Source organism: Lysinibacillus fusiformis (genome assembly GCF_003049525.1).
GTDB lineage: Bacteria > Bacillota > Bacilli > Bacillales_A > Planococcaceae > Lysinibacillus > Lysinibacillus fusiformis.
Genome location: NZ_PYWL01000001.1, coordinates 638,290 through 663,806, shown reverse-complemented (window position 1 = coordinate 663,806; position 25,517 = coordinate 638,290). Strand labels below are relative to the sequence as shown.

23 protein-coding genes and 2 pseudogenes are annotated in these 25,517 nt (G+C 36.7%); 20 read left to right on the top strand and 5 right to left on the bottom strand.

The annotated features are described in order from the left end of the window. The first annotated feature begins 225 nt into the window (after positions 1-225). Positions 226-1,119, top strand: a complete 894-nt coding sequence (locus C9J29_RS03220; RefSeq protein ID WP_090003135.1) for a C40 family peptidase — start codon at positions 226-228, stop codon at positions 1,117-1,119. 209 nt (positions 1,120-1,328) lie between these two features. On the opposite strand, the pseudogene C9J29_RS03215 reads toward C9J29_RS03220, so the two are convergent. From C9J29_RS03215 to secA2, 3 genes and pseudogenes are all read right to left on the bottom strand, one after another. Then, positions 1,329-2,658, bottom strand: a pseudogene (locus tag C9J29_RS03215) (IS1182 family transposase). Positions 2,659-2,959: 301 nt separating this feature from the next. Then, a complete protein-coding gene (locus C9J29_RS03210; protein WP_107921600.1) occupies positions 2,960-3,856 on the bottom strand; it encodes an accessory Sec system S-layer assembly protein in 897 nt (298 codons plus the stop codon). Beyond that, on the bottom strand, positions 3,856-6,219 hold the full coding sequence (gene secA2, locus C9J29_RS03205; protein WP_107921599.1) for an accessory Sec system translocase SecA2: 2,364 nt from the start codon (positions 6,217-6,219) through the stop codon (positions 3,856-3,858). The genes C9J29_RS03210 and secA2 overlap by 1 nt, the downstream gene beginning before the upstream one ends. Before the next feature lie 225 nt (positions 6,220-6,444). Here secA2 and C9J29_RS03200 point away from each other — a divergent pair, with 225 nt between their 5' ends. After that, positions 6,445-7,512 carry a glycosyltransferase family 4 protein gene (locus C9J29_RS03200; protein ID WP_008178880.1) on the top strand — a complete coding sequence of 356 codons (1,068 nt, stop codon included), beginning with the start codon at positions 6,445-6,447 and terminating at the stop codon, positions 7,510-7,512. 463 nt (positions 7,513-7,975) lie between these two features. On the opposite strand, the gene C9J29_RS03195 is transcribed toward C9J29_RS03200, so the two are convergent. Beyond that, the gene (locus C9J29_RS03195; RefSeq protein WP_107921598.1) at positions 7,976-9,037 is read right to left on the bottom strand and encodes an LCP family protein; all 1,062 of its coding nucleotides are present in this window, start codon (positions 9,035-9,037) and stop codon (positions 7,976-7,978) included. 149 nt (positions 9,038-9,186) lie between these two features. Then, on the bottom strand, positions 9,187-9,822 hold the full coding sequence (locus tag C9J29_RS03190) for a YigZ family protein (RefSeq protein ID WP_069480059.1): 636 nt from the start codon (positions 9,820-9,822) through the stop codon (positions 9,187-9,189). 165 nt (positions 9,823-9,987) lie between these two features. Here C9J29_RS03190 and C9J29_RS03185 point away from each other — a divergent pair, with 165 nt between their 5' ends. The 18 genes and pseudogenes from C9J29_RS03185 (at position 9,988) to pseB (ending at position 25,512) form a co-directional block, all read left to right on the top strand. Next, the gene (locus C9J29_RS03185) at positions 9,988-11,136 is read left to right on the top strand and encodes a sensor histidine kinase (protein WP_008178877.1); all 1,149 of its coding nucleotides are present in this window, start codon (positions 9,988-9,990) and stop codon (positions 11,134-11,136) included. 30 nt (positions 11,137-11,166) lie between these two features. Further along, on the top strand, positions 11,167-11,841 hold the full coding sequence (locus C9J29_RS03180; protein WP_008178876.1) for a response regulator transcription factor: 675 nt from the start codon (positions 11,167-11,169) through the stop codon (positions 11,839-11,841). A 294-nt stretch (positions 11,842-12,135) separates the two neighbouring features. Beyond that, complete coding sequence (locus C9J29_RS03175; RefSeq protein ID WP_008178872.1) at positions 12,136-12,687, top strand: DUF3225 domain-containing protein; 552 nt, start codon at positions 12,136-12,138, stop codon at positions 12,685-12,687. Between the two features lie 245 nt (positions 12,688-12,932). Further along, positions 12,933-13,775, top strand: coding sequence for a DegV family protein (locus tag C9J29_RS03170; protein WP_008178870.1), 843 nt, complete (start codon positions 12,933-12,935; stop codon positions 13,773-13,775). Between the two features lie 45 nt (positions 13,776-13,820). Beyond that, positions 13,821-15,207, top strand: a pseudogene (locus C9J29_RS03165) (ATP-dependent helicase ComFA). After that, complete coding sequence (locus C9J29_RS03160; RefSeq protein ID WP_107921597.1) at positions 15,204-15,794, top strand: ComF family protein; 591 nt, start codon at positions 15,204-15,206, stop codon at positions 15,792-15,794. The pseudogene C9J29_RS03165 and the gene C9J29_RS03160 overlap by 4 nt, the downstream one beginning before the upstream one ends. Before the next feature lie 79 nt (positions 15,795-15,873). Further along, entirely contained in the window at positions 15,874-16,287 is a 414-nt protein-coding gene (locus tag C9J29_RS03155) for a TIGR03826 family flagellar region protein (RefSeq protein WP_008178864.1), read from the top strand. Positions 16,288-16,408: 121 nt separating this feature from the next. Continuing rightward, positions 16,409-16,669 (top strand): flagellar biosynthesis anti-sigma factor FlgM, encoded by a 261-nt coding sequence (gene flgM, locus C9J29_RS03150; protein ID WP_107921596.1) that lies wholly within the window; start codon positions 16,409-16,411, stop codon positions 16,667-16,669. A 27-nt stretch (positions 16,670-16,696) separates the two neighbouring features. Further along, entirely contained in the window at positions 16,697-17,197 is a 501-nt protein-coding gene (locus tag C9J29_RS03145; RefSeq protein ID WP_008178860.1) for a flagellar protein FlgN, read from the top strand. 16 nt (positions 17,198-17,213) lie between these two features. Further along, positions 17,214-18,806, top strand: a complete 1,593-nt coding sequence (gene flgK / locus C9J29_RS03140; protein WP_107921595.1) for a flagellar hook-associated protein FlgK — start codon at positions 17,214-17,216, stop codon at positions 18,804-18,806. A 78-nt stretch (positions 18,807-18,884) separates the two neighbouring features. Further along, the gene (gene flgL, locus C9J29_RS03135; RefSeq protein WP_107921594.1) at positions 18,885-19,787 is read left to right on the top strand and encodes a flagellar hook-associated protein FlgL; all 903 of its coding nucleotides are present in this window, start codon (positions 18,885-18,887) and stop codon (positions 19,785-19,787) included. A 60-nt stretch (positions 19,788-19,847) separates the two neighbouring features. Then, on the top strand, positions 19,848-20,411 hold the full coding sequence (locus C9J29_RS03130; protein WP_107921593.1) for a DUF6470 family protein: 564 nt from the start codon (positions 19,848-19,850) through the stop codon (positions 20,409-20,411). Positions 20,412-20,425: 14 nt separating this feature from the next. After that, a complete protein-coding gene (gene fliW / locus C9J29_RS03125; RefSeq protein WP_107921592.1) occupies positions 20,426-20,869 on the top strand; it encodes a flagellar assembly protein FliW in 444 nt (147 codons plus the stop codon). Next, positions 20,869-21,087 (top strand): carbon storage regulator CsrA, encoded by a 219-nt coding sequence (gene csrA / locus C9J29_RS03120; RefSeq protein ID WP_107921591.1) that lies wholly within the window; start codon positions 20,869-20,871, stop codon positions 21,085-21,087. Before fliW ends, csrA begins: the two co-directional genes overlap by 1 nt. Positions 21,088-21,269: 182 nt before the next feature. Further along, positions 21,270-22,079, top strand: coding sequence for a flagellin N-terminal helical domain-containing protein (locus tag C9J29_RS03115; protein WP_107921590.1), 810 nt, complete (start codon positions 21,270-21,272; stop codon positions 22,077-22,079). Positions 22,080-22,273: 194 nt separating this feature from the next. Further along, positions 22,274-23,959 (top strand): motility associated factor glycosyltransferase family protein, encoded by a 1,686-nt coding sequence (locus tag C9J29_RS03110; RefSeq protein WP_107921589.1) that lies wholly within the window; start codon positions 22,274-22,276, stop codon positions 23,957-23,959. Position 23,960: 1 nt separating this feature from the next. Next, positions 23,961-24,284, top strand: coding sequence for a DUF8042 domain-containing protein (locus C9J29_RS03105; RefSeq protein WP_107921588.1), 324 nt, complete (start codon positions 23,961-23,963; stop codon positions 24,282-24,284). Positions 24,285-24,540: 256 nt separating this feature from the next. After that, entirely contained in the window at positions 24,541-25,512 is a 972-nt protein-coding gene (gene pseB / locus C9J29_RS03100; protein ID WP_107921587.1) for a UDP-N-acetylglucosamine 4,6-dehydratase (inverting), read from the top strand. Positions 25,513-25,517 lie beyond the last annotated feature (5 nt).

Sequence of the window (25,517 nt, the reverse complement as noted above, 5' to 3'; positions counted from 1 at the left end):
AAAAGCTAAAACTTTCTAAAAATTTTAAATACAGATGTGTATGTTATCATAGGAACCAAAATCTTGCAACGAATATATTATTGTAATATAGTCGGATTTCGTCGTTTTCTATAAGTTTGATAAAATGTTTGAAAAATAGTCAGTATTTCCGATTTTTCATACTATAATTATCTAGTATGATAGACACACAAGGAAATATTCTAGCACGAACGGAGGCACTTTGGTATGCAAAAAACAAAAAAATGGAGAATTCTTGTTTTAAGCACTTTAGCCACTTCATTTTTAACTCTACAAACTGCAGAGGCTGCAACATATACTGTACAAAAAGGCGATACATTATCTAAAATCGCCCAAAATCATCAAGTAACAATTGCAGATATTATGAAATGGAATAATCTCTCGAAAGATACGATTTATGTAGCTCAACAGCTTGACATTCAAAAGCAAGCAACGAGTGATAGTAAAAAGCCGTCAGTCCCATCAGCATCCACAAAGCCAACGACTACTTCTCATACGGTAGCGAAAGGTGATACATTATCGAAAATTGCTAAGCAATATAATGTGACAATTAAGGATATTATGAATTGGAATAAGCTTGAGAAAGACACAATCTACATTGGACAAGTGTTAAAAATATCTCCAGGCGCAGTCATTCCCGAGGGCGATTCGATACATAATAATGTGACATCAGATGCGGGTACACCATCAAATGTAACATCAAATGATCCTACAACTAATGGACAAGCTATTTATAAGAAAACAGTAGAAGTAGCGCATACATTGGTTGGTACACCATATCTATATGGAGGAAATACTCCGGTAGGCCTTGACTGCAGTGGCTTTATTTTCTATGCCTTTAATCAGGGCGGTTTAAAAATAGGCAGAGCAAGTAGTGAAGGGTATTTTAATGGCAATACAACATCTGTACAAAATCCAGTGCCTGGCGATTTAGTATTCTTCGAGAACACGTATAAAGAAGGCATTTCTCATATGGGAATTTATCTTGGTGATAATAAATTTGTCCATGCGGGTACGGATGGCGTAGAAATATCAGATGTTACGTATCCTTACTGGTCATCTAAACTAGTAGCCTATAAACGGTTTGATAGTGTGAAATAAAAAACAAGCGATTTCTGCTAAGGTGGAAATCGCTTGTTTAGTGAGAAATTGAAAAGCCCCCTCTTTTTAGAGAGAGGGGCTTCAGACTGTCGACAAAAGGAATCGAGAATTCACACTCGATTCCTTTTGTCTTTTTTTCTTCTATGAATATGTTTAAAAATGGTGATTTTCTACCCGTTTAAACATACTCTACAAGCATAAAAACTCTTTTAAGTTGCCTGCCACGTCCAAGTAGCCAGTTTCTTTAAATTCATGGCAGCAAAAGTAAGCATCGCCTGCATGGACAAATTTTTAAGACCTCTTAAGGTTGTCCATCGCATCCGCAAAGACACGCTCAATCGTTTCTTTGCGCTTTGCATAAATCTGTTTGATGTCATAGGCATGGCGTAAATGTTCAGCTTCCTCCACATACGACTCCCAAATATGACGTTGAATGAGTTTTTGATGATGCTTACTTTCTGTACATTGGGAAAGGCTTGGACACTTCGCACAAATCAAAGGATTCGATTTATATTGCCGATATCCTTCCCTCGTCGTTGTCGTATACTTCAATATCTGCCCTTGTGGGCAAAGATAACAATTATAGTGCTCGTCATATATATACTCATGCTTTCGGAAGAATCCATCTTTCGTTTTAGGACGTGTATACGGAAGAACAGGCAACATTTGATTTTCTAACAAAAAGTTCGTAATCGCTGGTGTTTTATAGGCTGCATCTGCTGCAACAGCTAATGGTTTTTGAACATTTTGAATGACCCTTTCAACAAGTGGCTGCAATACATGGCTATCGTGTACATTTCCCGGAGTCACAATGGCACCTAAGACAAAGCCCTTTTCATCTGTCGCAGCATGAAAGGAATATGCAAACTGTTTTGTACGTTCATCCTTCACGTAATAGCCACTTTCAGGATCTGTCGTACTTTCCTTTATTTCTTTCCATTCTTCCTTTTCAAACTTCTCCGGGGGAAAGGGCTTTTTTCCGTGTTCTTCACGATCTATATTTAACTCTAATTGAAGTTTTTCTTCATAAGCCCGTGTTTCTTTTCGCACAACCTTTTTATCATACTTCCGTTTATTCGCACTCGCTTTCACATGCGTGGAATCGATAAATAAATGGTCTGCATGGAGGAGTCCTTGATGCATAATCTCTTTTAAAATACGATAGAATATCTGTTCAAATATATCGGTGTCTTGAAAGCGACGGACATAATTTTTACCGAAGGTAGAGAAATGCGGGACTTCTGTATGGAAGCCAAATCCTAAAAACCAACGATACGCCATATTCGTTTCAATTTCTTTGATGGTTTGACGCATGGACCGAATACCAAAAACGTACTGAATAAACGTCATTTTAAAGAGAACAACAGGATCAATACTAGGACGCCCATTAGGTGAATAGAGATGTTCTACTAAAGGATAGATAAATGAAAAATCAATAGCAGCCTCTAGTTTTCGCACTAAATGATCGTTGGGAACTAATTGATCAATCGTTAACATTTCTAATTGTTCACGTTCATTGGTTTGATTTTTCGTCATCATGGTTGATCACCTCAAAATAGTTTACTTTTTATTAATAGATTAATAAGGAGTTCTTTATGTAGAAGTTGATTGGAACGAAGGGCGGCGACTCCTGCGGGAAAAGCGGGAAAGTCGAGATCCTGGACTGAGCGAAGCGAGGGAAGCAGCTCGACCCCGCCCGCGGAAAGCGTCCGCCCGTAGTGGAAATCAACGGCTTTACTTTATTTCATTGTAAAAAAAAAAAGACTGTAGGCAAACTCTCAAATTTTTTGAGTTTGTCTACAGTCTGAAGCCCCTCTTTTTTAGAGAGAGGGGCTTTTTGTTATTGCGTTACACGTGCTGTCCAACGAGAAAGATCTGCGTCTTTTGCATCAACAAGATCTGCTGGGAAGATAAATGTCCATGGCTTTGTTGAGTTTGGTTGAACAGTTAATATTGGATCCATTTTAAAAGAACCCTTTGCAATTTGCTTACCTGTTGAATCAATAATTTCTAAAGGTAATTGCTCTAGATTGATCGCTTTATTGTGACCATTGCGGATAAAGATGGATACGTTTAGATTACCGTTGTCAGCTAATTTTGCCTGTAAGCCTGTAAAGTTTACCTCAGTTTCACCTAGCTCCGGTAATGTTTTAACGATTTTCTCAAGCTCTTCTTTTTGAGCTGCTGGTAATTGCTTTTCCCATGATGGATCTAGCTCTAATTGGTGACCACGAAGGGATACAAGGTTAAAGGCAATTTTCCAGCCATCTTCAGGAACTTCGTCTACTTTAATGGTAGATTTTTCAAATTCAAAAACCCATGGACGAGCACTTTCTGCTGGAATTGTTCCTAATGCTTTAAAATCGAATTTTTTAGATGCAATAAGCTCTTCATCTTTATCTAAAATGAAAAGTTTAATTTCACCTAGCTCAATTGCTTGTGGTAAAGAAGAGCGGAAAAATGCACGAACGAGCCATTTTCCAGCACGAGCCTCTTCAATACTAATAGAAGATAGTGATAATTGATTTGGTTTCAATGGTTCTAGCTCATTAGCAAGGAAGTTAAAGATGTATTTTTGCTCCTGAGGCACATCCCATTCTGGATGAAAGGACAGTTTTGTTACAACATCACGGTTATCACCTTTCTTTGTTGTAGCATTTCCTAGCAGGTCTTTAGAGTCAATCGTATTTTCTTGACCAACCTTGTCCGATTTTTTAAAAAATGAAAATAAACCCATTATTGTTCCTCCTGTTGTGCCTCAACTGTTTTCATGAAGCCTGTAATTTCTATTATAATAGAACGACGTAGTTCTTGGAAATTTTTACCGAATAACTCAAGTCCTTCTTGTTGGTAAATTCGCATTGGGTCTTCTTGTTGATAATGACGTAAGCCGATCCCTTCTTTTAAATGCGTCATTGCCTCTAAATGTCTTACCCAGCCACTATCGATGTAGCTAAGCATAATTTGTGGCAGAACTTCTATGACTCTTTCATTTTCCGCAAATTTCTCCATATGATCGAGCAGCTCTTGTTCAGAAGGCTGAATATCAGCTAAAATTTGTTTTACTTTACCAACCTCACGATCGATTGTAACCGGTGTGATAAATAGGGAGTTAAGTGCATGCTCCATTCGATCATAATCCCATTCCATTGTGGATACATCCTCTGGTGCAGCGTCTAGCACAGCGAAATCAATTGTTTCATGTAGCATTTTTTTCAGCTCGCCCATTAAGTCTCCACCAGCTAAAATTTTGTCTCGTAGCCCGTAAAGTACAGTACGTTGATCATTAATAACATCGTCTAACTTTAGGTTATACTCACGCATGCCATATTGAGATCCTTCGACTATGCGCTGTGTACGGTCTATTAGCTCCTGAACCTCTTTATTTTGAATAATCCCTTGTTCATCAACGATCATTTTAGCAGAGAATTTTTCAACTTCTTCTTTTGCATAGCGTCGGAACATATCATCTTCAATAGAGAGTATGAAGCGGCTTTCGCCTATGTCACCTTGACGACCAGACCGACCACGAAGCTGATTGTCTACACGGCGACTTTCATGCTTTTCGGTACCAATGACATATAAACCACCAAGTTCGTGAACATCGTCGCCTAGCACGATATCCGTACCACGGCCAGCCATATTTGTCGCTACAGTAATACGACCTTTTTGACCTGCCTGCGAAATAAGCTCAACCTCTTGCTCAACGGTTTTGGCATTCAGTAATTGGAATGTTAATTTTTCTTTTTTCAGGTAGTCCGCCACTGTTTCAGACTGTAAGATGGATGTTGTACCAATTAAAATAGGCTGACCTTTATCGTGGCGTTTTTTAGTTTCAGCTGCCACATACTTATATTTTGCCTCTTGTGTGCTAAAAATAATATCAGGCTGATCGACACGTTGACGTGGACGATTTGTTGGAATTTGTATAACTTCCATGCCATATACTTCTCGAATTTCTTTTTCCTGTGTTTTCGCTGTACCCGTCATCCCAGAAAGCTTCGGATACATACGGAAATAGTTCTGAATGGTAATCTGTGCTTGTGATTTATTTTCATCCGTAATCGTGACGCCTTCTTTGGCTTCAATTGCTTGATGTAAACCGTCAGAAAGTGAACGACCTTCTAAAATACGGCCAGTAAACATATCAACAAGCTCGATTTTGTCATCTTTGACAATGTAATCTACATCACGTTTAAACATGACATGAGCTCGTACCGCTTGGATGACATAATGGAAAAGTGTTTGATGTTCTAAATCATACAGATTTTCAACATTGAAAGCAGCCTCAATCTTTTCAATACCTTTATCTGTTAGGGAAGTAGCTTTTGTTTCATCATCGAAATCATAATCTTCATCTTTTTTGAAACGTTTAGCTAACATAGCAGCGATGCGATGTAATTCATCATTTGAAGGCATTTTACCAGCGATAATTAGTGGTGTTTTAGCTTCATCGATTAATACACTATCCACTTCATCAATAATGGCGAAATGATAAGGACGCTGTACTTTATCTGCTAAGCTATAGGACATATTGTCCCGTAAATAGTCGAAACCAAATTCAGTACCAACACCATATGTAATATCTGCATTATAGGCTTCTTTTTTCTCAGCAGCTTCCATCATCGGAATATTTAAACCAACAGTTAAGCCAAGGAAACGATGGATTTGACCAACAAGCTCAAAGTCACGTTTTGCTAGGTAATCATTTACGGTAATGACATGAACGCCTTTACCTTCTAATGCACGTACATAAGAGGGAAGAGAAGCAACTAATGTTTTACCTTCACCTGTAGGCATTTCAGCAATATTACCTTCTGTTAACACTAGACCACCGATAAGCTGCACATCAAAATGACGCATTCCTAATACACGCTTTGAGGCTTCGCGTACAACAGCAAATGCGTCTGGGATGATCGATGTAATAGGCTCACCTTGTTCTAATTGATTTTTGAAAATAAAAGTCATTTCTCGTAATTCAGCATCTGACTTATCAACATACTTTTCTTCAAGATTATTAATTTGATCTACTATTTTGTAGTAGCGTTTTAATTGACGAGCACTCGTTTGCTCTTTGTTACTTTTGAAAATTGAGAACATGAAATATACGCTCCTTTAATGTTGTCTAAATGCTAGACACACCATTATTCTATCAAATTTTACTTATGGTGACTACAATTGACTATATAGGAATCTATTAATGCTAAAATGTACAAAATATTTGTGAAATCGTGGAAAATGTTTAGAAAAAGTATATTTCAATGCTTGTTCGTGCTATAATCAATTTGGATTTCAATGTAGATTATTTTTTTGAGGAGGAGAGACATGATTTACGTGTCTTTAATAGCAGCATTCGTTGCATCCATTTTGTTAACTCCATTAGTGAAACGTTTAGCGTTTAGAATAGGTGCAGTGGATGCACCAAACTATCGAAAAGTACATGCTCGAATTATGCCAAGACTTGGTGGTTTGGCTATTTTCCTTGCATTTATAATTGGTGTAACGATTTTATATTCGTATTTAATTCATACTAAAAATGGCAATAGCGATTATTTAATAGCGATTATTATTGGGGCTTGTATTATCGTTGCAACAGGCGTTGTTGATGATATGCGTGAGATTTCTGCTAAAGCAAAAATGGTCGGTCAGCTAGGAGCTGCGCTCATTATTGTTTTTGTAGGTGGCATTCAAATCGATATGGTAAACTTACCGTTTTTAGGAACATTAGATTTTGGTTTACTAAGTATTCCATTAACAATCATTTGGATTGTCGGGATAACTAATGCAGTAAACTTAATTGATGGCTTAGACGGTCTAGCGGCGGGTGTTTCCACGATAGCGCTGATTACATTAGCAGTCATGGCATTTATTATGAGTAATATGTTTGTTTTAGCGATAGCAGCCATTTTAGCTGTAGCTTCACTTGGTTTTTTATTTTATAACTTCCACCCAGCCAAAATCTTTATGGGTGATACAGGAGCACTATTCCTTGGATTTATGATTTCTGTGCTAGCGCTACTTGGTTTTAAAAATGTTACGTTCGTTTCTTTAATCATCCCAATTATTATTCTTGGTGTACCGATTTCTGATACGTTCTTTGCAATTGTTCGTCGTGTCCGTATGAAGAAGAAATGGTCTGATCCAGATAAATCCCACTTACATCATCGTTTACTGGATATGGGCTTCACACATCGTCAAACGGTACTTCTTATTTACGGAATTGCTGTGATGTTTGGGCTAGCGGCTATTATTTTCTCAATGGCAAAAGTATGGGGAGCCATTTTACTTGTCGCTGTCATCCTAACAGCCATTGAAATATTTGTAGAAATCATCGGTCTTGCCGGTAAAAACTACAAACCACTATTGAATTTTGTACGAAGCTTTAGTAAATAGAGCTTTGTTACATACTAAAGACTAAAGACACACTCAAAAAAGTTGAGTTTGTCTTTAGTCTTTTTTTGATTTTCACTACGGCGGATTTAGGCCGAATTGCTTCACTCATTTCGTTCAGCCTAGAATTTCGCTTTCAGCATGGCAGGAAGCTATGAGGACAATGGTTGAAATTGATATTTGATAAGGGTGTTATATGAAGAGGCGAGAGAACTAAATTGTTAATTTACAATCATATGCTAATTATGGAGATAAGTTGGTTGTTATCACTAACTGAGATGAGAGCTGTTTAAAGTAACGGATTAAAGGGAAAAGAAGCAACATCTATAAATCTGCTCGTATGGTCATTATGGCGTATGGAAAAGTGAAGGAGAGATAAACTAAAAATGACCTTGATTGGAAGAAAAAAAGACCATAGACAAAATTTTGTCTATGATCTGAAGGGTCTTATTGTTATACGAACTGATTATTCGACAACTGAATTTTCATCGCTAGCAGCACTATCAGTTCCTGTATTGCTGCTACCACTTGATGTTAGGCTTGATGATTCTTCATTTCGGCCAAGATGGTTTTTAAATATTTCCTTTGTTTCTTCCACAGAATCCTGGTTTAGCTGGTAATAATAAATACCAGTAGACATATCATCTGTACCTTCCAAAGTTAAAGCATCGATACGTGGAGCGCCTTTTGATAAGTATGACAAGAAGGACTTCATTTCAGTAAATGTCATATCTGTTTTCATATTATCACCAAGTGCTTTAATCACATCATCATACTTTGTAATGGAACCAACAGATGCTACTTTTTTAATTATAGCTGAAAGAATTTCCTGTTGACGTTTACCACGTTCGATATCGCTATCTTGTTTACGTGTTCTTGCAAGAGCCAGTGCCTCACTACCATTTAAATGCTGTAGTCCTGGCTGTAAATTGATTGTAAACTTATCAAATTCGTCTAATTCGTGTAGGGCATACGGTACTTCTGCCTCAACACCGCCTAAAGCATCGACAACATCAATGAAGGCATTGAAGTTCATACGTACATAGTAGTCGATTGGGATATCGAATAATTGTTCTACTGTTTCAATCGTAGTAAGGGTTCCACCCATCGCGTGAGCATGAGTGATTTTATCTTTATAACCGACCTTAGGAATATAAACGTAAGAATCACGAGGGATACTTAACATTTTAATGGTATGTGTTTTATTATTTAACGTTGCTAAAATAAGCGCATCCGAACGTGAATGATCAGAACCTTGTCCACGATTATCACTATCATCGACTCCGACAAATAAAATAGAAACATTATCATGTACCGGTTCTACTTTTTCCTCACGGAGCTTAGAAACTTCCCGACCTTCTAATACTTCATGGGCTGAGTTTGCCGCATGCTCTACCTGTTTTGTAAGGTAAACACCATAAGCAGTAACACAAATCACTAAGCTAGCAACTAGGAGTAGTGTAACTTTTATAATTAAGGAAGCTTTAGAAGATCTCTTTTTGAACTTATTAACAGATCTTTTTTTCATAATGGATATATTCTCCTCTTATTATTGGGAATAATAATGCGATAAAGCTAAATTTTATTCAATTACTAAAGAAGTAAACGTGTGGTCCATAAAAATAGCCTAACAAAAAAATTATACTATGCATATTTAGTTTCGACAATTAAAACTATTTATTTGACAATAAATTCTATAAATTGAGCATCTTCGAATGTGATGGATGCTTGTCCATTCGTGATTTCTGTCATCCAGCTTCGGAACTGTTCCTCTTCTTCTTTTAGCACAGAGACGATGATTTCGACACCCTCTAAATAACGGATGTCCTCTAACGAATAGGACGAACCTCTTACTTCGTTTTCGACTTTTCCAAGCCATGTGTAATCAATGGCAACCTTCATGAAATGATGGAGCTTGCGCTCAACTACTTGCGCGGCAATAAGACCTTCTGTTGTTGCTTTTCCGTATGCACGTATAAGACCGCCACCGCCGAGTTTAATGCCTCCAAAATACCGAGTCACAACGACGACCGTATCTTTTAGGCCTTGCTTTTTTAAGACCTCTAACATAGGGACGCCAGCCGTACCGCTAGGTTCCCCGTCATCATTCGCTTTTTGAATGTTATCATGTTCGCCGATTATATAGGCTGAGCAATTATGTGTTGCGTTGTGATGCATTTTTTTTATACGATCTATAAAAGAAATTGCATCCTCTTCCGTTTCTGCACGTTCTATATAAGTGAGAAAGCGGGATTTAGAAATAACAATTTCGCTTTCACCATATCCTTTTACTGTTAAATAGTTTTCTCTCATCCGTATCAATCTCCTTTTAACTAGAGTTCTATTCTATAATTTTCGTAAAGAAGAAGCATTAAATTTTAGCATGGTAATGCTATAATAGGTGTAGACTATGGAATATAAGAATTTGGTCTATTAAAATAGTAAGTAATCATAAGACATTAGACTGGGGAGTATAGTATGTTTTCAAATGATACCTTCGATTTAAAGTCGCTTGATGACATTTTTAATCGAATGTTAGATACAATCATGAGCTCGAAGGATGATATCTTTATTATAAGCGAACAAAGCCGTAGAAGCTTTGAAGATATGCAAAAAGAGCTAGAAATTGTTCGAAAACAAATATCAATTGTAATTGATGAAGGCGATGCATTGGAAAAAAGTACGCAGCTTGCTAAACAAAGACTTGTCTTAGTAAGTAAAGCTTTTGATAATTATACCGAAGAACAAGTTAGAGAAGCATATGAAACTGCACATGATTTTCAAGTAAAGCTCTCCGTTATTAGAACGCAAGAAAAACAGCTACGCGATAAAAGAGATGATCTAGAGAGAAGATTAAGAGGATTACTCGATACGATTGAACGTGCTGATCATATTGTCAATCAGGTAAATGTCGTTTTGAATTACTTAACTTCAGATTTAAAAAATGTTGGTTTAGCGCTTGAACAAGCAAAAATGAAGCAAGATTTTGGGATACGTATTATTGCAGCTCAAGAAGAGGAGCGTAAGCGTTTGTCCAGAGAGATTCATGATGGACCTGCTCAAATGCTTGCAAATGTACTAATGCGCACTGATTTAATAGATAGAACGTATCGTGAAAAAGGCATAGAAAATGCATTAGCAGAAATTGCTGATTTAAAGAAAACGGTGCGAAACGCATTATCTGAGGTGCGACGTATTATTTATGATCTACGACCAATGGCACTTGATGATTTGGGAATTATTCCGACATTAAAGAAGTATTTATCAACAGTCACTGAATATAATCCAGGTGTCGACATTCATTTCCAATCGAGAAGTACAGAAAAACGTATACCTTCCAATTACGAAGTATCCATTTTCCGACTAGTGCAAGAGTGCGTAACAAATGCCATGAAGCATGGAAAATGTAAAGACATTTGGGTAAAGCTTGAGTGGTTAAAAAATGCTGTTAATATCGTTGTGAAAGATGATGGTATAGGCTTTGACCAACAAGTAGTGAAAGATCATTCCTTTGGGATTTTAGGAATGAAAGAACGAATTGAAATTTTAAATGGTACAATTACTATTACTAGTGAGATCAACCGAGGTACAACGGTGTTATTTAAAATTCCGTTAGAAGTAAAGTAACTGTTGCAGAAATTTAGGGGGTAAAGACAAATGACAAAGATTATTATTGTAGACGATCACCAGCTATTCCGCGAAGGAGTAAAACGTATTTTAGATTTTGAAGATACGTTTGACGTAGTAGCAGAAGGTGACGATGGTACTGATGTGGTGACGTTATACGCTGAAAACGAACCAGATGTAGTACTGATGGATATTAACATGCCAGGGAAAAATGGCGTAGAAGCAACATCGGAGTTAATTAATGAATTTCCAGATGCGAAGGTCATTATGCTTTCCATCCATGATGATGAAACATATGTGACACATGCATTAAAATCAGGCGCTCTTGGCTATATGCTAAAAGAAATGGATGCAGATGAAATCGTGGAGGCTATTAAAGTTGTTGCAAACGGTGGATCTTACTTACATCCAAAAGTAACAAAAAATTTAGTGGCAGAGTTCAAGAGACTTTCAGAACACGAAAATAAAGGTAACTTCCACCAAACGGAAATTCGCCGTCCATTCCATTTATTAACGAAACGTGAATGTGAAGTATTACAGCTATTAACAGATGGTCAATCAAACCGTACAATTGGTGAGACACTGTTTATCTCAGAAAAAACAGTTAAAAACCATGTATCAAGCATCTTACAAAAAATGAATGTGAATGACCGTACACAAGCCGTTGTAACAGCCATTAAAAATGGTTGGGTTGAAGTACGATAATTGTTAAAACTGTTTTTAAAAGCTACTTTGTATAGAAGTAGTTTTTAAAACAGTTTTTTATTGTTTTTTAGTAACTATTTGAATGGCCTGTTAAAGATATTGGATTGCCTTTCACAAATTTGTAACATTGCTCTTCGTCCTGTTAGTAGGTATTAAATATGGAAACTGTCAGATCATGCAACATTTTACTGCCGAATGCGTCATAAGGAAGATGTAGCACCTAAATGTTGAAAAAGCACAACAAAATTCCTACGACAGCATTTATATGCTACAATATGCGCGGGAGGTTTTGTGATGTTAAAGAAAAGTTTTCTAGCAGTTTTAATTTTATTTGTATTCACTTTAACTGCATGTGGTAATAAAGAAGAGAAGATTAGTGATGACGATCGAGAAAAGGTAATAGAGGATGGTACCGTTGGCTTTGAGATGATGGGCGGTAATGTAGAAAAAGCAGAAAACGTACCAGCAGCAGATGAAAAAGCTATTTTAGCTTCTTTCGATGAATATATTGCAGCCCTAAATGCGGAGGAAATCGACCGCTATATGAAAACGATTTCGAAAAATCCAAAGGGTTTTAAATATGATGAAGAAAAAACATATGCAACGGAAGTGTTCGATCAATTTGATATAAAGCGTGACGTCGAAAATGTAACGATTGCCAAATACGGGTCAGAAGAAGCTCAAGTATTTGCCAATATGAAAATGCATTCTCTTCAACTCGAAACAAATGTTGAGCATGAAAGCGCAGGACGACAGGTAACGGTCTTTGTCAAAGAAGATGATGATTGGAAAGTAACAAGCGTCTTTTATATTGGCGATGACTCACAGTCAAGTACAGGCAATTAAGAGGAGCGATCTTCATTCAACATAGAATTGAGTGAAGATACGCCTACTATACATAGGAAATGAATGTGAAATGGAGGCTAGTTAGCTACTAGCTCATTGTCGAATGACCAAACGTAAAATATACGTTCGTCCTTCATCACATTCATTTCTTTTTTGTTTTCATTCAAAATCTGTGAGAAACCCAACAACAATTGCACCAAGATGAAATAGATTGTAAACTATGAATCATAGGAGAGTGGACATAGATGAGGACGGCAATCGTAACAGATAGTACTGCATATAATACAGCTGAGGAACGTGCACGCTTAAATATCCATATGATACCTTTAAGTGTTAATATTTCAGGCCAATTATTTGCAGAAGAAGTAGATATCACAGCATCTGAATTTTATGATAAGGTGCGTGGTGCCAAAGAATTCCCCAAAACAACACAGCCTCCAATCGGAGAATTTGTCGCTCTTTTCGATGAGCTAGCAAAGGATTACGATGAGGTTATTTCTATCCATCTATCGAGTGGAATTAGTGGAACATACCAAGGTGCCGTGCAGGCAGGTGAAATGGTGGAAGGTATTGATGTGTATGCCTTTGACAGTGAAATATCCTGTGCTGTTCAAGGCTTTTACGTTTTAAGAGCAGCTGAAATGGCGAAAGAGGGCTATTCAGCCAAAGAAATACTTGCAGCATTGGCGGACATGCAGCAGTATATTCGTGCTTACTTCATTGTAGACGACTTAGCACATTTACAACGTGGTGGGCGTTTGTCTTCTGCGGCAGCCTTAATCGGTGGCCTTTTACAAGTGAAGCCTGTCCTTCATTTTGTGGACAAGGTAATTGTTCCTTTCGAAAAAATCCGAACACGTAAAAAAGCTTTAAAGCGTGCGGAGGAACTGCTAGCAGAGGATGCTAAAAAATATGATGCCATGGATGCTGTGGTCATTCACGGCAATTGCCCAGCAGAAGCGCAAGAATGGCTAGAACAATTAGCCGCAACGTACCCGAACGTCAATTTTAAATTAAGCTATTTTGGTCCTGTTATTGGTACTCATTTAGGAGAAGGGTCAATGGGCTTAGGTTGGACCAAAAAATAAACGTAACCGATGAAGGTCTCTACGAAATTGTAGAGGCTTTTTTCTATGAAAGGAGAGAGAATTTTGAGATACAAAGGTTGGCTATTACCACCAGCTTTACGGGATTTTCATGAGGGCCGTATTTGGTTAAAGCATCATTCTCCATTTGCAACTATAGATACTGATCGAGCAATTAAGCAAAATTACTTCCGTATAGATAGAAGGAATTGAATTGACGCCCGTCACCAAATGCAATCGTTGCCACAATATAGACCCACATTTATTCACGATATTCGATTGTTCAAAATGTCAGCAGCAATGTTTATATTGTCGACATTGTATTCGAATGGGCAGGGTGAGTAGCTGTACGCAATTGATGTTGTGGACAGGCCCTCGAGTAATCAAAATGAGAAAGCATACATTAAAGTGGGCAGGGCAGTTGACAAAGCTCCAACAGCAGGCTGCAAGTGAAATGCTAGCAAGTGTACAAGCAAAACGCTCCCATCTTATTCATGCTGTATGTGGGGCAGGAAAAACGGAGTTGCTTTTTCCAACTGTCCATGATGCATTAAAACGGGGTTTGCGTGTTTGTATTGCTACACCGCGCACGGATGTAGTATTAGAGCTATATCCACGCTTTCAACAAGCATTCCCTAAGACAGTTGTTCATGCATTATATGGTGGGGTAACGAAGCAAAATGCTTATGCCCAGCTTATTATTGCCACAACTCATCAGCTCTACCGATTTGAAAGCACATTTGATGTCATGATCGTAGATGAGGCAGATGCTTTTCCTTATACTATAGATGAAACTCTACAAAGATCAGTGACAAAGGCCAAAAAGGAAGAGGCACCTATCGTATTTGTTACAGCAACGCCATCACAGAAATTACTCAATGCCTTCCAACATGAAAGCTATTCCTTCATCCCTAAACGCTTTCACAATCATCCATTACCAGTTCCTCAGTTTCGTGCTTTATGGGGGTACAATAAAAGCTTTAAACAAGGAAAAATCCCTAAAAAGTTAAAAAAATGGACGGAAGAACGCCTTGAAGGAAAGGAACCATTCTTACTATTTTTCCCTACTATCGCCCTCATGCATAAAGCAGCGCCTCTATTTCAGCTAGTAAATGAAAATATCCTTGCTGTGCATGCAGAAGATCCAGATCGGAAAGAGAAAGTAGAGATGCTCCGAAATAATGAAGTACCCGGACTTTTAACAACCACCATATTAGAGAGAGGTATCACCATTAGTAATGTACAGGTAGCGGTTATTGGGGCAGAATCCTCCATATTTACCGCAAGTGCACTCATTCAAATTGCTGGACGAGTCGGACGAAATAATCCATATCCAAATGGGGACATCGTATTCTTTCACCATGGCATCACGACAGAGATGGATGAGGCATGTGCGAAAATCCTCTTTTATAATAAGAAAGGATTTCCCGTATGAATAAAACAGAATCGCATTGCTTACTATGCTCACAGCTATTAAAAACCTCAGTTACTTGGGAAACGCTATTAATAAAGCAATTTACTCCAACTATATGTACAAGATGCGCCGCTCGCTTTGAGCATTCACAGTTCGTTACAGCACTCTATCAATATAATGAGGTCATGAAAGACTATTTACACCAATTTAAATTTCTACAAGATGTAGCTTTGGCAAAAGTATTTCGGCAGGAGCTGTATGCCCGTTTCTATAAAGAAAAAGCCATGATTCTACCAATTCCTATGCATCCCCTCAAACAACAGGAGCGTACCTTCTCTCATACTAATGAATTATTAAAGGCAGCAAATATACCCTATATTCAGCTGCTCGAAAAGACCACAACGGAAGCACAAGGCTCCAAAAATAGAGAACAGCGCTTACGTGCAGCTCCGCTATTTCGTTTAAAGGAGGGCGCAAATGTAGAGCATAAAGATTACCTTCTATTTGACGATATAAAAACTACAGGAACCACATTACAGCATGCTGCAGATGTTTTAATGCAAGCAGGTGCAAAAAATGTCCAATACTTCACATTAATTGAAGGATGAATTTTCCAATGTATTATGTATAATAGATGATGAGTTTAGTATGTGTAGATAAGATATTTTGTTAGAGGAGGAAAACTAGATGGCAGAGGTTCGAAATTGTCCAAAATGTAATGAGTTTTTTAATTATACAGGGGTACGGGAAGTTTGTCATAAATGTGCACAATCAGAAGAAGAACTGTATCAAATCGTATATCGCTTCCTACGTAAACGTGAGAACCGTGCTGCAACAGTGGAGCGTATTGTAGAAGCGACGGGAGCAGAGGAAGAGCTATTATATAAATGGGTGCGTAAAGGTCGCTTGCAACCAGCGATGTTTCCTAACTTAGGCTACCCATGTGATAACTGTGGTCATCTGACGACGACAGGCAAGCTTTGCACAAAATGTCAGGATGAATTAAAAGCTGATTTACGCACTTTTGAAGCGGCTAAGGAATTCCGTGATAGTGTAGAGCAACGCGATCGTGTCACATATCACGCAGACCGAAAACGTTAATAATTGAAGGTGTGTTAATTTTAAACAAAATTAGCACACTTTTTTATATGTGAAAACTTAACATTATGTGAGACAATCCGAAATAATAGTAAGATAAGATTTTTAGACGGGGGGTTTCAAGATGAAAATTACATCTTATGGAATTAATGCAGTGAACGCCTATAAAAACCAGGTTCGCAATGTTAAATCCGATACAAACACAACATCTTTTGCAGATAAAATCGAAATTTCAAAAGCTGCTCAAGACATGAAAAGCGTTTCAACCTACAATACGGAGCGAGCTGACCGTGTTCAACAGCTGAAAAAAGACATTGATTCTGGAGAATACAAAGTAGATGCTCGTAAAGTAGCTGAGGATATGCTGAAATATTATCGTTTCTAGGGTATAGCAGAAAGGGTGTATAGCGAAATGTCTGTAGAAGCGATTAATTCTACATTAATGATGCTAGAGAGAATGCATAAAAGCTTACTTGAACTAGCCTTCAAAAAAACAGAGATCATTAAAGCTGGCGATATCGAAGCGCTAGACCAATTGCTCAAGGATGAGCAGGCACACGTAGCGGCCATCGATAAGCTCGAACAACAGCGTCAGAAACAGGTAACGGACTACCTTGAAGCAAAGGGACTTGCTTCATCTGACAAAACAACTGTTGCGGACGTCATCGAGGCTGCTGAACAACAAACGGACAAAGCAACATTATCAGTAGTTCGCGATCGCTTATTACAAATTATCAATGATCTACGCACACAAAATGACCTAAATCAAAAACTCGTGTTCCAGTCACTACAAATCGTCAACCTAACATTAGATGCTGTAAGACCTCGAACAGAGCAAATGAACTACTCTAGCAACGAGGTTCTCGGCACAAATAACATAGCAAAAAAATCATATTTCGATTCACAAGCCTAACAAGGGAGGAAGAAACATGCGCTCAACATTTATGGGGCTAGAAGCAAGTAAACGTGGCCTCTTCGTACAACAAACAGCTTTATACACAACAGGACATAATATTTCCAACGCCAACACATTAGGCTATTCACGCCAACGAGTAAACATGCAGGCAACACCTGGTTTTCCAACTGCTGGATTAAACCAACCAACTTACCCGGGACATCTTGGTACTGGGGTAGAAGCAAGTTCAATTCAACGTATTCGCAGTGAATTTATTGACCGCCAATATCGTCAAGAGACGAATAAGTTAGGTTATTGGGAATCTAGAACAAATGCTATTGCCCAAATGGAGGATGTTATGAATGAACCTTCAGAATTTGGTTTAGATAAAGCTTTCGAACAGTTCTGGAAGGGTCTTCAAGATATTGCGACAAAGCCTGCAGATGGTGCTTCACGTCAAGTAGCCATTAGTCGTGCGGAGCACTTAGCTGAATCCTTTAATTACCTTGATAAACAATTAAAAATGATTCAGGGCAATCTTGGGAATGAACTTAATGTTTCAACAACTCAAATTAATACCATCCTAAAGCAGATTGCTGCTGTTAATAAACAGATTCAAGAGGTTGAACCTAGTGGACATGTACCAAATGATTTATATGATGTTCGTGATACGTTAGTCGATAAATTAAATGAATATATCCCGGTATCAATTGAACGTATTCCTTCTGGTGGTTTAGCATCAGAGGTTGCAGAGGGCAGCTTAAAAATTACATTTAAAGGCGCAGATGGTGTTGTCAGAGATTTAGTAAACGGTAAAGATTTCGCTCAGTTCACAGCAATGGGTACTAATGGCACGAAGGTGACAGGCGATGATATTACAAATTCTTTCTCTGAATTACAATTAACAGGATTGGAATCTTTAGATGCACACGAAGCTGGTGCTGTCACTAGTACACAAACAGCCATTAAACAGCAAGACTTTGAAGCATCAAAAGGGAAATTACTTTCACTCATTAATTCGTTTGGTTATCAAAGTGCAGGCGGCGATATTAAAGGATATTACACGGAAACTTTACAAAAATTAGATCAACTGGCTAATGCATTCATCAAAGAATTCAATGCGCAGCATGCAAAAGGATATACCCTTGAAGAAAAAGATGCGAATGGAAACATCATCAATGCTTCGAAGCCAGGTGGCGTTTTCTTTGAAGGAACTGGTGCTGGTGGAATTAAGGTTAATGAGGATATCAAAAAAAATCCTAATCTTTTAGCAGCATCGTCTAACCCGACAGAAGAAGGAAATGGTAAAAATGCTTACGAACTTGCCAATATGCAGCATAAATTATATGCAGATATAGATAATGCAAGCTTACAATCATTCTACCAAGCAATTGTCGGTAAAGTTGGTGTAGATGGTGAAGAAGCATTACGTTTAGCGGCCTCGTCTGAATCCCAACTTCAAATGGTGTTCAAAAGCCGTGATTCTGTAAGTGCTGTTTCTTTAGATGAAGAAATGACAAATATGATTACTTTTCAACAAGCATATAATGCAAATGCACGTATGATTACAGTTGTCGATGAAACATTGGATAAAATTATTAACGGTATGGGCCGAGTAGGTTTATAACGATAGAAAAGAGTAATTAGTAATTAGTAATTAATGGAGACAACTTCTCCAACTGACAAGAAGGAGGTTTTTTACAACATGCGTGTAACACAATCTATGCTATCAAGTAACATGCTACGCAATTTAAATAACAGCTATGGTAAAATGTCTAAGCTCCAAGATCAAATCAATTCTGGTTCAAAGATCACTCGTCCATCCGATGATCCAGTTATTGCAGTAAAAGGTATGGGCTATCGCCGTGATTTAGCTAAAGTAGAACAATATACTCGTAATATGATTACAGCAGGAAGCTGGTTAGATTCGACAGATGAATCTCTAAATCAGGTTGGTGAGCAGATGAAGCGAGTTCGCGAACTTGTTATTCAAGCGGCCACTGATTCAAATACATCTGAGGATCGAGACAAAATAAAAAAAGAAATTGACCAAATTCGCCAACAATTACAGGATGTAGGGAATACGAATATAGGTGGTAGTTACATATTTAGTGGAACTAGAACAAACGAGCCTTTGTTTATAGGAGGTGCCATAAACCCAAATACTAATCAAGAGAGTGTAAAAGTAGAAATATATGATGGTATCCAGCTTTCTGTGAATACCCCAGGGAAAGATCTATTTAATAATATAGATGATATGATGGGGAAAATTTCGGATTTATTAGGCGATCCAACAAAAACAGGTGAAGAAATTGCTAGCATGCTAGGTGGAGTATCTTCATCGACTACAAATGATGATATTACAACCATGCATAATAAAGTTTTAGAAGCACAGGCAGACATCGGGGCACGGCAAAATCGTGTAGAAATGATGGAAAATCGTTTGGGTGTACGTGAGGTTAACGTAACAAAACAATTGAGAGATAATGAGTCTGTTGACTATGCAAAGGCCATTACTGAAATGGTGACACATGAATCTATTCATCAGGCTGCACTTTCAGTAGGTTCTAAAATAATTCAGCAAACATTAGTGGATTTTATCCGTTAATATCATTTAGGCGTTTGGACACTTTGTTCAAACGCTTTTCTTGAAAGGAGAGCTAGTATTGTGAGGATACCACAAATACAAATTCGTACAATCGATGCCAAAATTGATCTTCATATTGGTAAACCTCAGCAGCATATTGAACAACCAAAAGCGACACAGCATATTGAACAGCCAGCCGCTATTTTAGATATAAATACAACGAGAAGTGTTTTGAAGATTGACTCCTCACAGGCAAGAAGAGACATAGGAATGATCGGTCCCTTAGAATCAAGTGCAAATTACGCAGAAAAAGGAAAACAAGAGGCAATAAAAGGAATGGCACGCAGAGCACAAGAGGGACGTCAAATAATGGAAAATGCAGGAAAAGATCAAGGGCGTGCAATAGTTCAAAATATAGCTAAACAAAACCACGGTCCACATCGTGTACAATTTAATGTCAAATTTGTACCATCCGTAGGATCAGTCAAAATTAATTTCACTCCAGGTACAACGGATATCAATATTCAACGAAGAGAACCAGTAATTGACGCCAAAGTGAACAAACCTATACATGAATACACACCAGGAAAAGTAACTGGTACAATGATACAAAGACCAGATGTTGACATCAATGTCATCATTTAAAGGAGAGTTTATAAATGAAAATTGCTACTAAATTTTTAGGAGAAGTTGAAATTATTGAACAGGATATCCTAACATTTGAACATGGCTTACTAGGATTAGAGGAGGAGCGGAAATTTATATTGCTACCAATTGATGCAGACCTTCCGTTAGCAATATTACAATCAGTTGAGCGGCCTGAAATTGGTTTTGTTGTTGCATACCCTTTCGCTTTCAAAAAAGATTATAGCTTTGATATAAGTGAAGAGGATTTTGAGCAGCTACACCTAGAGAAGGAAGAGGATGTGTTAACATACTCTATAGTAACAATGAAGGGTACATTCCAAGATTCAACTATTAATTTACTTGCACCTTTAATTATTAATATGAAAAAAAAATGCGGTAAACAAATTGTCCTTCAGGATAGCAAATCCTATCCATTACGTTACCCAATGCAGTCATTGGAAGGAAGTGCAAAATAATGCTAGTCCTTTCACGAAAAAAAGATGAGTCGATCATGATTGGTGATCAAATTGAAATAAAGATTTTAGCCGTAGAAGGCGAGCAAATTAAGCTAGGTATTGTTGCCCCAAAAACGGTAAAAGTACATCGGTCGGAAGTTTTTCAAGCAATACAAGCTCAAAATAAAGAAGCTCTTTCTTCCACAACAAACTTTTTAGCGCAATTGAAGAAAAAATAAGAGATATAGGTTGTTTAAAACTATTACATAAAAAATAAAAAAAATTTCTAAAAAACTATTAAACATTTCCAACTAATTACGATATATAGTTTGTAAGGGGCAGGAAGTATATACATACTACCTATTCCTAAATTCCACACGGATGTGGAATAACAAAACAAACATTCAAGGAGGAATTCCAAATGAGAATTCAACACAACATTTCAGCTTTAAACACACACCGTAACCTTACTTTCAACAACACTCAAGCTTCTAAAAACCTTGAGAAATTATCTTCTGGTTACAAAGTAAACCGTGCTGGCGATGACGCTGCTGGTTTAGCAATCTCTGAAAAAATGCGTGGACAAATCCGTGGTCTTGATATGGCTACTAAAAACGCTCAAGACTCTATCTCTTTAATCCAAACTGCTGAGGGTGCTCTTAACGAAACTCACGCAATCCTACAACGTATGCGTGAATTAGCAGTACAATCTGCAAACGATACAAACGTAACTGCAGACCGTGGAGCACTTAACAAGGAAGTTACAGCATTAAAATCAGAAATCGATCGTATCGCTAAAAACACAGAGTTCAATACTCAAAAATTATTAGATGGTACATTCTCTGGTAAGAAATTCCATATCGGTGCTAATGATGGCCAATCTATTACATTAAAAATAACTACAATGTCAACATCTGGTTTAAAAATCACTGGTAAAATTGATTCTCAAACTGCTGCTGACAAAGCAATTAAAAACTTCAATGACGCTTTAGAATTAGTATCTTCTCAACGTTCTGATTTAGGTGCTGTTCAAAACCGTCTAGAGCACACTATCAACAACTTAGGTGCTACATCTGAAAACTTAACAGCTGCTGAATCACGTATCCGTGACACAGACATGGCTAAAGAAATGATGGGCTTCACTAAGAACAATATCTTAATGCAAGCTGCTCAATCTATGTTAGCGCAAGCTAATCAACAACCACAAGGTGTACTTCAATTACTACAATAATTGACTAATATTTATCATAAAATATTAAAAGCTTGAACGAAATTTCGTTCAAGCTTTTTTTAATAAAAAATTTAAAAATCCTTTTTTTAACCGATATAATCAAAGAAGTAAGACACTTTTCTGTAAAACAAATATGAATTTAAGACCCTTTTTTAAAAGAGAGCATCACTAAGGTTAACCAAGGAGACGACTTTATGGAAGATTTAGATATAATATATTTACAAACAAAGAACGATAAGCAAAATGCAAAAGTAAATGGGTATTTTTTACATAGCAATTATAATCCAGAAGCAGAAGCTGATAAATACATAGATAAGAACTATAAAGAAGGATATTTAAATATACTGTTTGGGTATGGGCTAGGATACATTGCTAATGCTATTGCAAAAAAGTATGGAAACACTGATATTTTAGTGTATGATCCTTTATTTAGTCGTTTAAATATTGAGGGTAAAGATAAAATTGAAGGCGTTTTTTCTGATTTACAGGACTTTTATATGCGTTCTGAAGATTATGTAGCTGATTTTGATCGTAAAGTCAATATCCTGCTCTCCCCTAATTACGACAAAATTTTTGATAAGGAATATAAAGAATTTCTAGATTTTATTCGTCATATACAAATTGAAGATATTGTAAATGAAAATACAATAAGATTTTTCGGTGATCTATGGCAGGAAAATTACATTATGAATTTATATTATGTTCATAAAGATCAAAGTTTAAAGGAACTTTACAATAAATATGATTGCCCAGTAATTTTAGCTTCAGGAGGACCTTCATTAACGAAACAGTTACCATTGTTAAAAAAAATAAAAGACAAATGTTTAATAATTAGTGCAGGATCCACAATAAACTCTTTACTGGCAGCGGAAATTACTCCTGACTATGTAGTAACAATGGATGGAGGAGAAAGTAATTATTTTCACTTTAAAAACATTAAAAATAATGATTTCGATTTGATTTATGGGTTAGGAAATGCATGGAAAATAGAACGAGATTTTAAAGGAAACCGCTATAGCTTTTGTTTTTATGGAGAAGATAGTATCCAAAAACGTATTAAAGAAGGACTAGGTAAGGATTTACCAATGCTATCAACTGGTGGTACAGTTGCGATAACTGCATTAGAAATAGCAAGTAAAATTAGTATAGGACCAATCGCAATCATTGGACAAGATTTAGCCTATACGAACAATAAATCCCATGCAGAAAATAATAATCATTATAGTGAGTTAACTGATGAGTTTTTCAAGAAAGATATGGCTTTTGAAGTAGAAGGATATTACGGAGAACCTGTAAAAACGAATCATCAATTTAATAGTATGAGAAAAAGTATAGAGAGATTATATGTAATGTTGCAAAATCAGCATACAATCTTTAATTGTACAGAAGGTGGTGTAAAGATTAAGGGTATGCCACAATTAGATTTTGAAGCATTTTGTGAAACTTATATTGATGATACAAAAAACGTAACGAAGTTAGAAGTTCAAAATCAAATAAATAATAACGATTCTATTTTTAATGAATTTATGAGTAAGGAAATAGAAGTCTATTTAAAAGTAAAAAAATTACTAGTAGAAGCGATTTATCTATTGAAAGAAGAAAGAAATAAAACTGTATTTTCGGCTAGTACATTAAAAAAACTAGATAAAATTGATTCTAAATTGAAAGAGTATTACCCACAAGTAATTATGGAAAGAATCATTGACCCAATTACTATGGATGTGATGAGAATGACTATAGATAATAAACAATTAGAGAGACAAGAAAAATTTAAACAGATTCATAGACAAAATATGTATCTTTATGAAAATATTCTAGAGGCAACAGAAAAATCTTTAAAATATACAAGAGTAGGATTAGAAGAATTCGGAGGTTGTTAAAATGGACAAAAAAGAGATTGTGGATGAATATTACAAATATATAGCTAAAATTCCAGCAGGGTTACAATATATTGCCGATAGTTTAAGATCTGACAATGTTCAAACAGCTTTAAATGAAATATTGAATTTTTCAGAGGGTATAACGTGGATAAATCAAATGGAAGAGGTATTAATGAATCAAGGTGTCAATACAAATTTAAACAAACATCAATTAGAAGAGTATTTAAATCTAATCAATGAAGGTCTAGAAAAGCAAGATTTTGTTCTTGTAGCTGATATTTTTGAATATGAAGTGCTTCCATATTTTGAAGAAATTGTAGCCTGAAATAAACATTAATTGTTAATAATTAGACTAAAAACACTATTTGAATTTGTATTCAAATTTAAATAGTGTTTTTTTCGTATATCTTAGTTACCTTGATATTGAGAAAATGGTAGAGAATATGAATACAGGTTAAAGCAAAATTTAGGAGAAGAGAAAATGATATTGCATTAAATGTTATATTTATTTTTCTAATGTAGAAATACTTGAAAATTATCCGATATATTATTTATATGATACATAGATAAGGAGAAACATAATGGGTGTTTTAAAAGATAAAGTAGTATTAGTAACAGGTGGTACAGGCTCTTTTGGTAAAAAATTTATCGGAAAAGCACTTACACTTGGTGTGAAAAAAATTATTGTTTTCAGTCGCGATGAACTAAAACAATATGAAATGAAGCAAGAATTCCAGGATGAACGCATCCGATTCTTTATTGGTGACGTGAGGGATAAAGAACGTTTATACCGTGCTTTTGATGGTGTAGATATTGTCATCCATGCAGCAGCTATGAAGCATGTCGATGCATGTGAATATAATCCTTTTGAAGCTGTAAAGACAAACATTCATGGTGCTCAAAATATTATCGAGGCAGCCATTGACCGTGGAGTTGAAAAGGTGATTGCACTTTCGACGGACAAAGCATGTAGCCCTGTGAATTTATATGGAGCGACAAAACTAGCATCTGATAAACTTTTCGTAGCAGCCAATGCTTATGTAGGAGAAAAGAAAACACGGTTTGCAGTTGTACGCTATGGCAACGTAGTAGGAAGTCGGGGTAGCGTAGTACCATTTTTTAAAAAGATTAGGGATACAGGGAAGTTACCTATTACAGATGAGCGTATGACACGTTTTTGGATTACCCTTGATAAGGGAGTGCAATTTGTAATAGATAATCTAGAACGTATGTACGGCGGGGAAATTTTTGTGCCCAAGATTCCGAGTATGAAGGTGACAGATTTAGCAAAAGCAATTGGTCCTGAATGTGAAATAGAAGTGATTGGAATCCGTCCTGGTGAGAAATTACATGAAGCAATGATTATGGAAGATGATGCACGTCATACAGTAGAGTTCAATGATTACTATGTAATTCAACCAGAACTAGTTTCATTAGCTCAAGAGCAAACAAATGGGGGCAAAGCTTTAGCGGATGGATTTGCTTATACAAGTGATAATAATACTGAATGGTTAACTATAGAACAATTAAAAGATTTAGTAGAAGAAATGTAGTCACA

Excerpts from the sequence above, each read along its gene's own strand:
- C9J29_RS03220 (WP_090003135.1), top strand. The coding sequence starts at position 226 with ATGCAAAAAACAAAAAAATGGAGAATTCTTGTTTTAAGCACTTTAGCC.
- C9J29_RS03210 (WP_107921600.1), bottom strand. The coding sequence starts at position 3,856 with ATGGGTTTATTTTCATTTTTTAAAAAATCGGACAAGGTTGGTCAAGAA.
- secA2 (WP_107921599.1), bottom strand. The coding sequence starts at position 6,219 with ATGTTCTCAATTTTCAAAAGTAACAAAGAGCAAACGAGTGCTCGTCAA.
- C9J29_RS03200 (WP_008178880.1), top strand. The coding sequence starts at position 6,445 with ATGATTTACGTGTCTTTAATAGCAGCATTCGTTGCATCCATTTTGTTA.
- C9J29_RS03195 (WP_107921598.1), bottom strand. The coding sequence starts at position 9,037 with ATGAAAAAAAGATCTGTTAATAAGTTCAAAAAGAGATCTTCTAAAGCT.
- C9J29_RS03190 (WP_069480059.1), bottom strand. The coding sequence starts at position 9,822 with ATGAGAGAAAACTATTTAACAGTAAAAGGATATGGTGAAAGCGAAATT.
- C9J29_RS03185 (WP_008178877.1), top strand. The coding sequence starts at position 9,988 with ATGTTTTCAAATGATACCTTCGATTTAAAGTCGCTTGATGACATTTTT.
- C9J29_RS03180 (WP_008178876.1), top strand. The coding sequence starts at position 11,167 with ATGACAAAGATTATTATTGTAGACGATCACCAGCTATTCCGCGAAGGA.
- C9J29_RS03175 (WP_008178872.1), top strand. The coding sequence starts at position 12,136 with ATGTTAAAGAAAAGTTTTCTAGCAGTTTTAATTTTATTTGTATTCACT.
- C9J29_RS03170 (WP_008178870.1), top strand. The coding sequence starts at position 12,933 with ATGAGGACGGCAATCGTAACAGATAGTACTGCATATAATACAGCTGAG.
- C9J29_RS03160 (WP_107921597.1), top strand. The coding sequence starts at position 15,204 with ATGAATAAAACAGAATCGCATTGCTTACTATGCTCACAGCTATTAAAA.
- C9J29_RS03155 (WP_008178864.1), top strand. The coding sequence starts at position 15,874 with ATGGCAGAGGTTCGAAATTGTCCAAAATGTAATGAGTTTTTTAATTAT.
- flgM (WP_107921596.1), top strand. The coding sequence starts at position 16,409 with ATGAAAATTACATCTTATGGAATTAATGCAGTGAACGCCTATAAAAAC.
- C9J29_RS03145 (WP_008178860.1), top strand. The coding sequence starts at position 16,697 with ATGTCTGTAGAAGCGATTAATTCTACATTAATGATGCTAGAGAGAATG.
- flgK (WP_107921595.1), top strand. The coding sequence starts at position 17,214 with ATGCGCTCAACATTTATGGGGCTAGAAGCAAGTAAACGTGGCCTCTTC.
- flgL (WP_107921594.1), top strand. The coding sequence starts at position 18,885 with ATGCGTGTAACACAATCTATGCTATCAAGTAACATGCTACGCAATTTA.
- fliW (WP_107921592.1), top strand. The coding sequence starts at position 20,426 with ATGAAAATTGCTACTAAATTTTTAGGAGAAGTTGAAATTATTGAACAG.
- csrA (WP_107921591.1), top strand. The coding sequence starts at position 20,869 with ATGCTAGTCCTTTCACGAAAAAAAGATGAGTCGATCATGATTGGTGAT.
- C9J29_RS03115 (WP_107921590.1), top strand. The coding sequence starts at position 21,270 with ATGAGAATTCAACACAACATTTCAGCTTTAAACACACACCGTAACCTT.
- C9J29_RS03110 (WP_107921589.1), top strand. The coding sequence starts at position 22,274 with ATGGAAGATTTAGATATAATATATTTACAAACAAAGAACGATAAGCAA.
- C9J29_RS03105 (WP_107921588.1), top strand. The coding sequence starts at position 23,961 with ATGGACAAAAAAGAGATTGTGGATGAATATTACAAATATATAGCTAAA.
- pseB (WP_107921587.1), top strand. The coding sequence starts at position 24,541 with ATGGGTGTTTTAAAAGATAAAGTAGTATTAGTAACAGGTGGTACAGGC.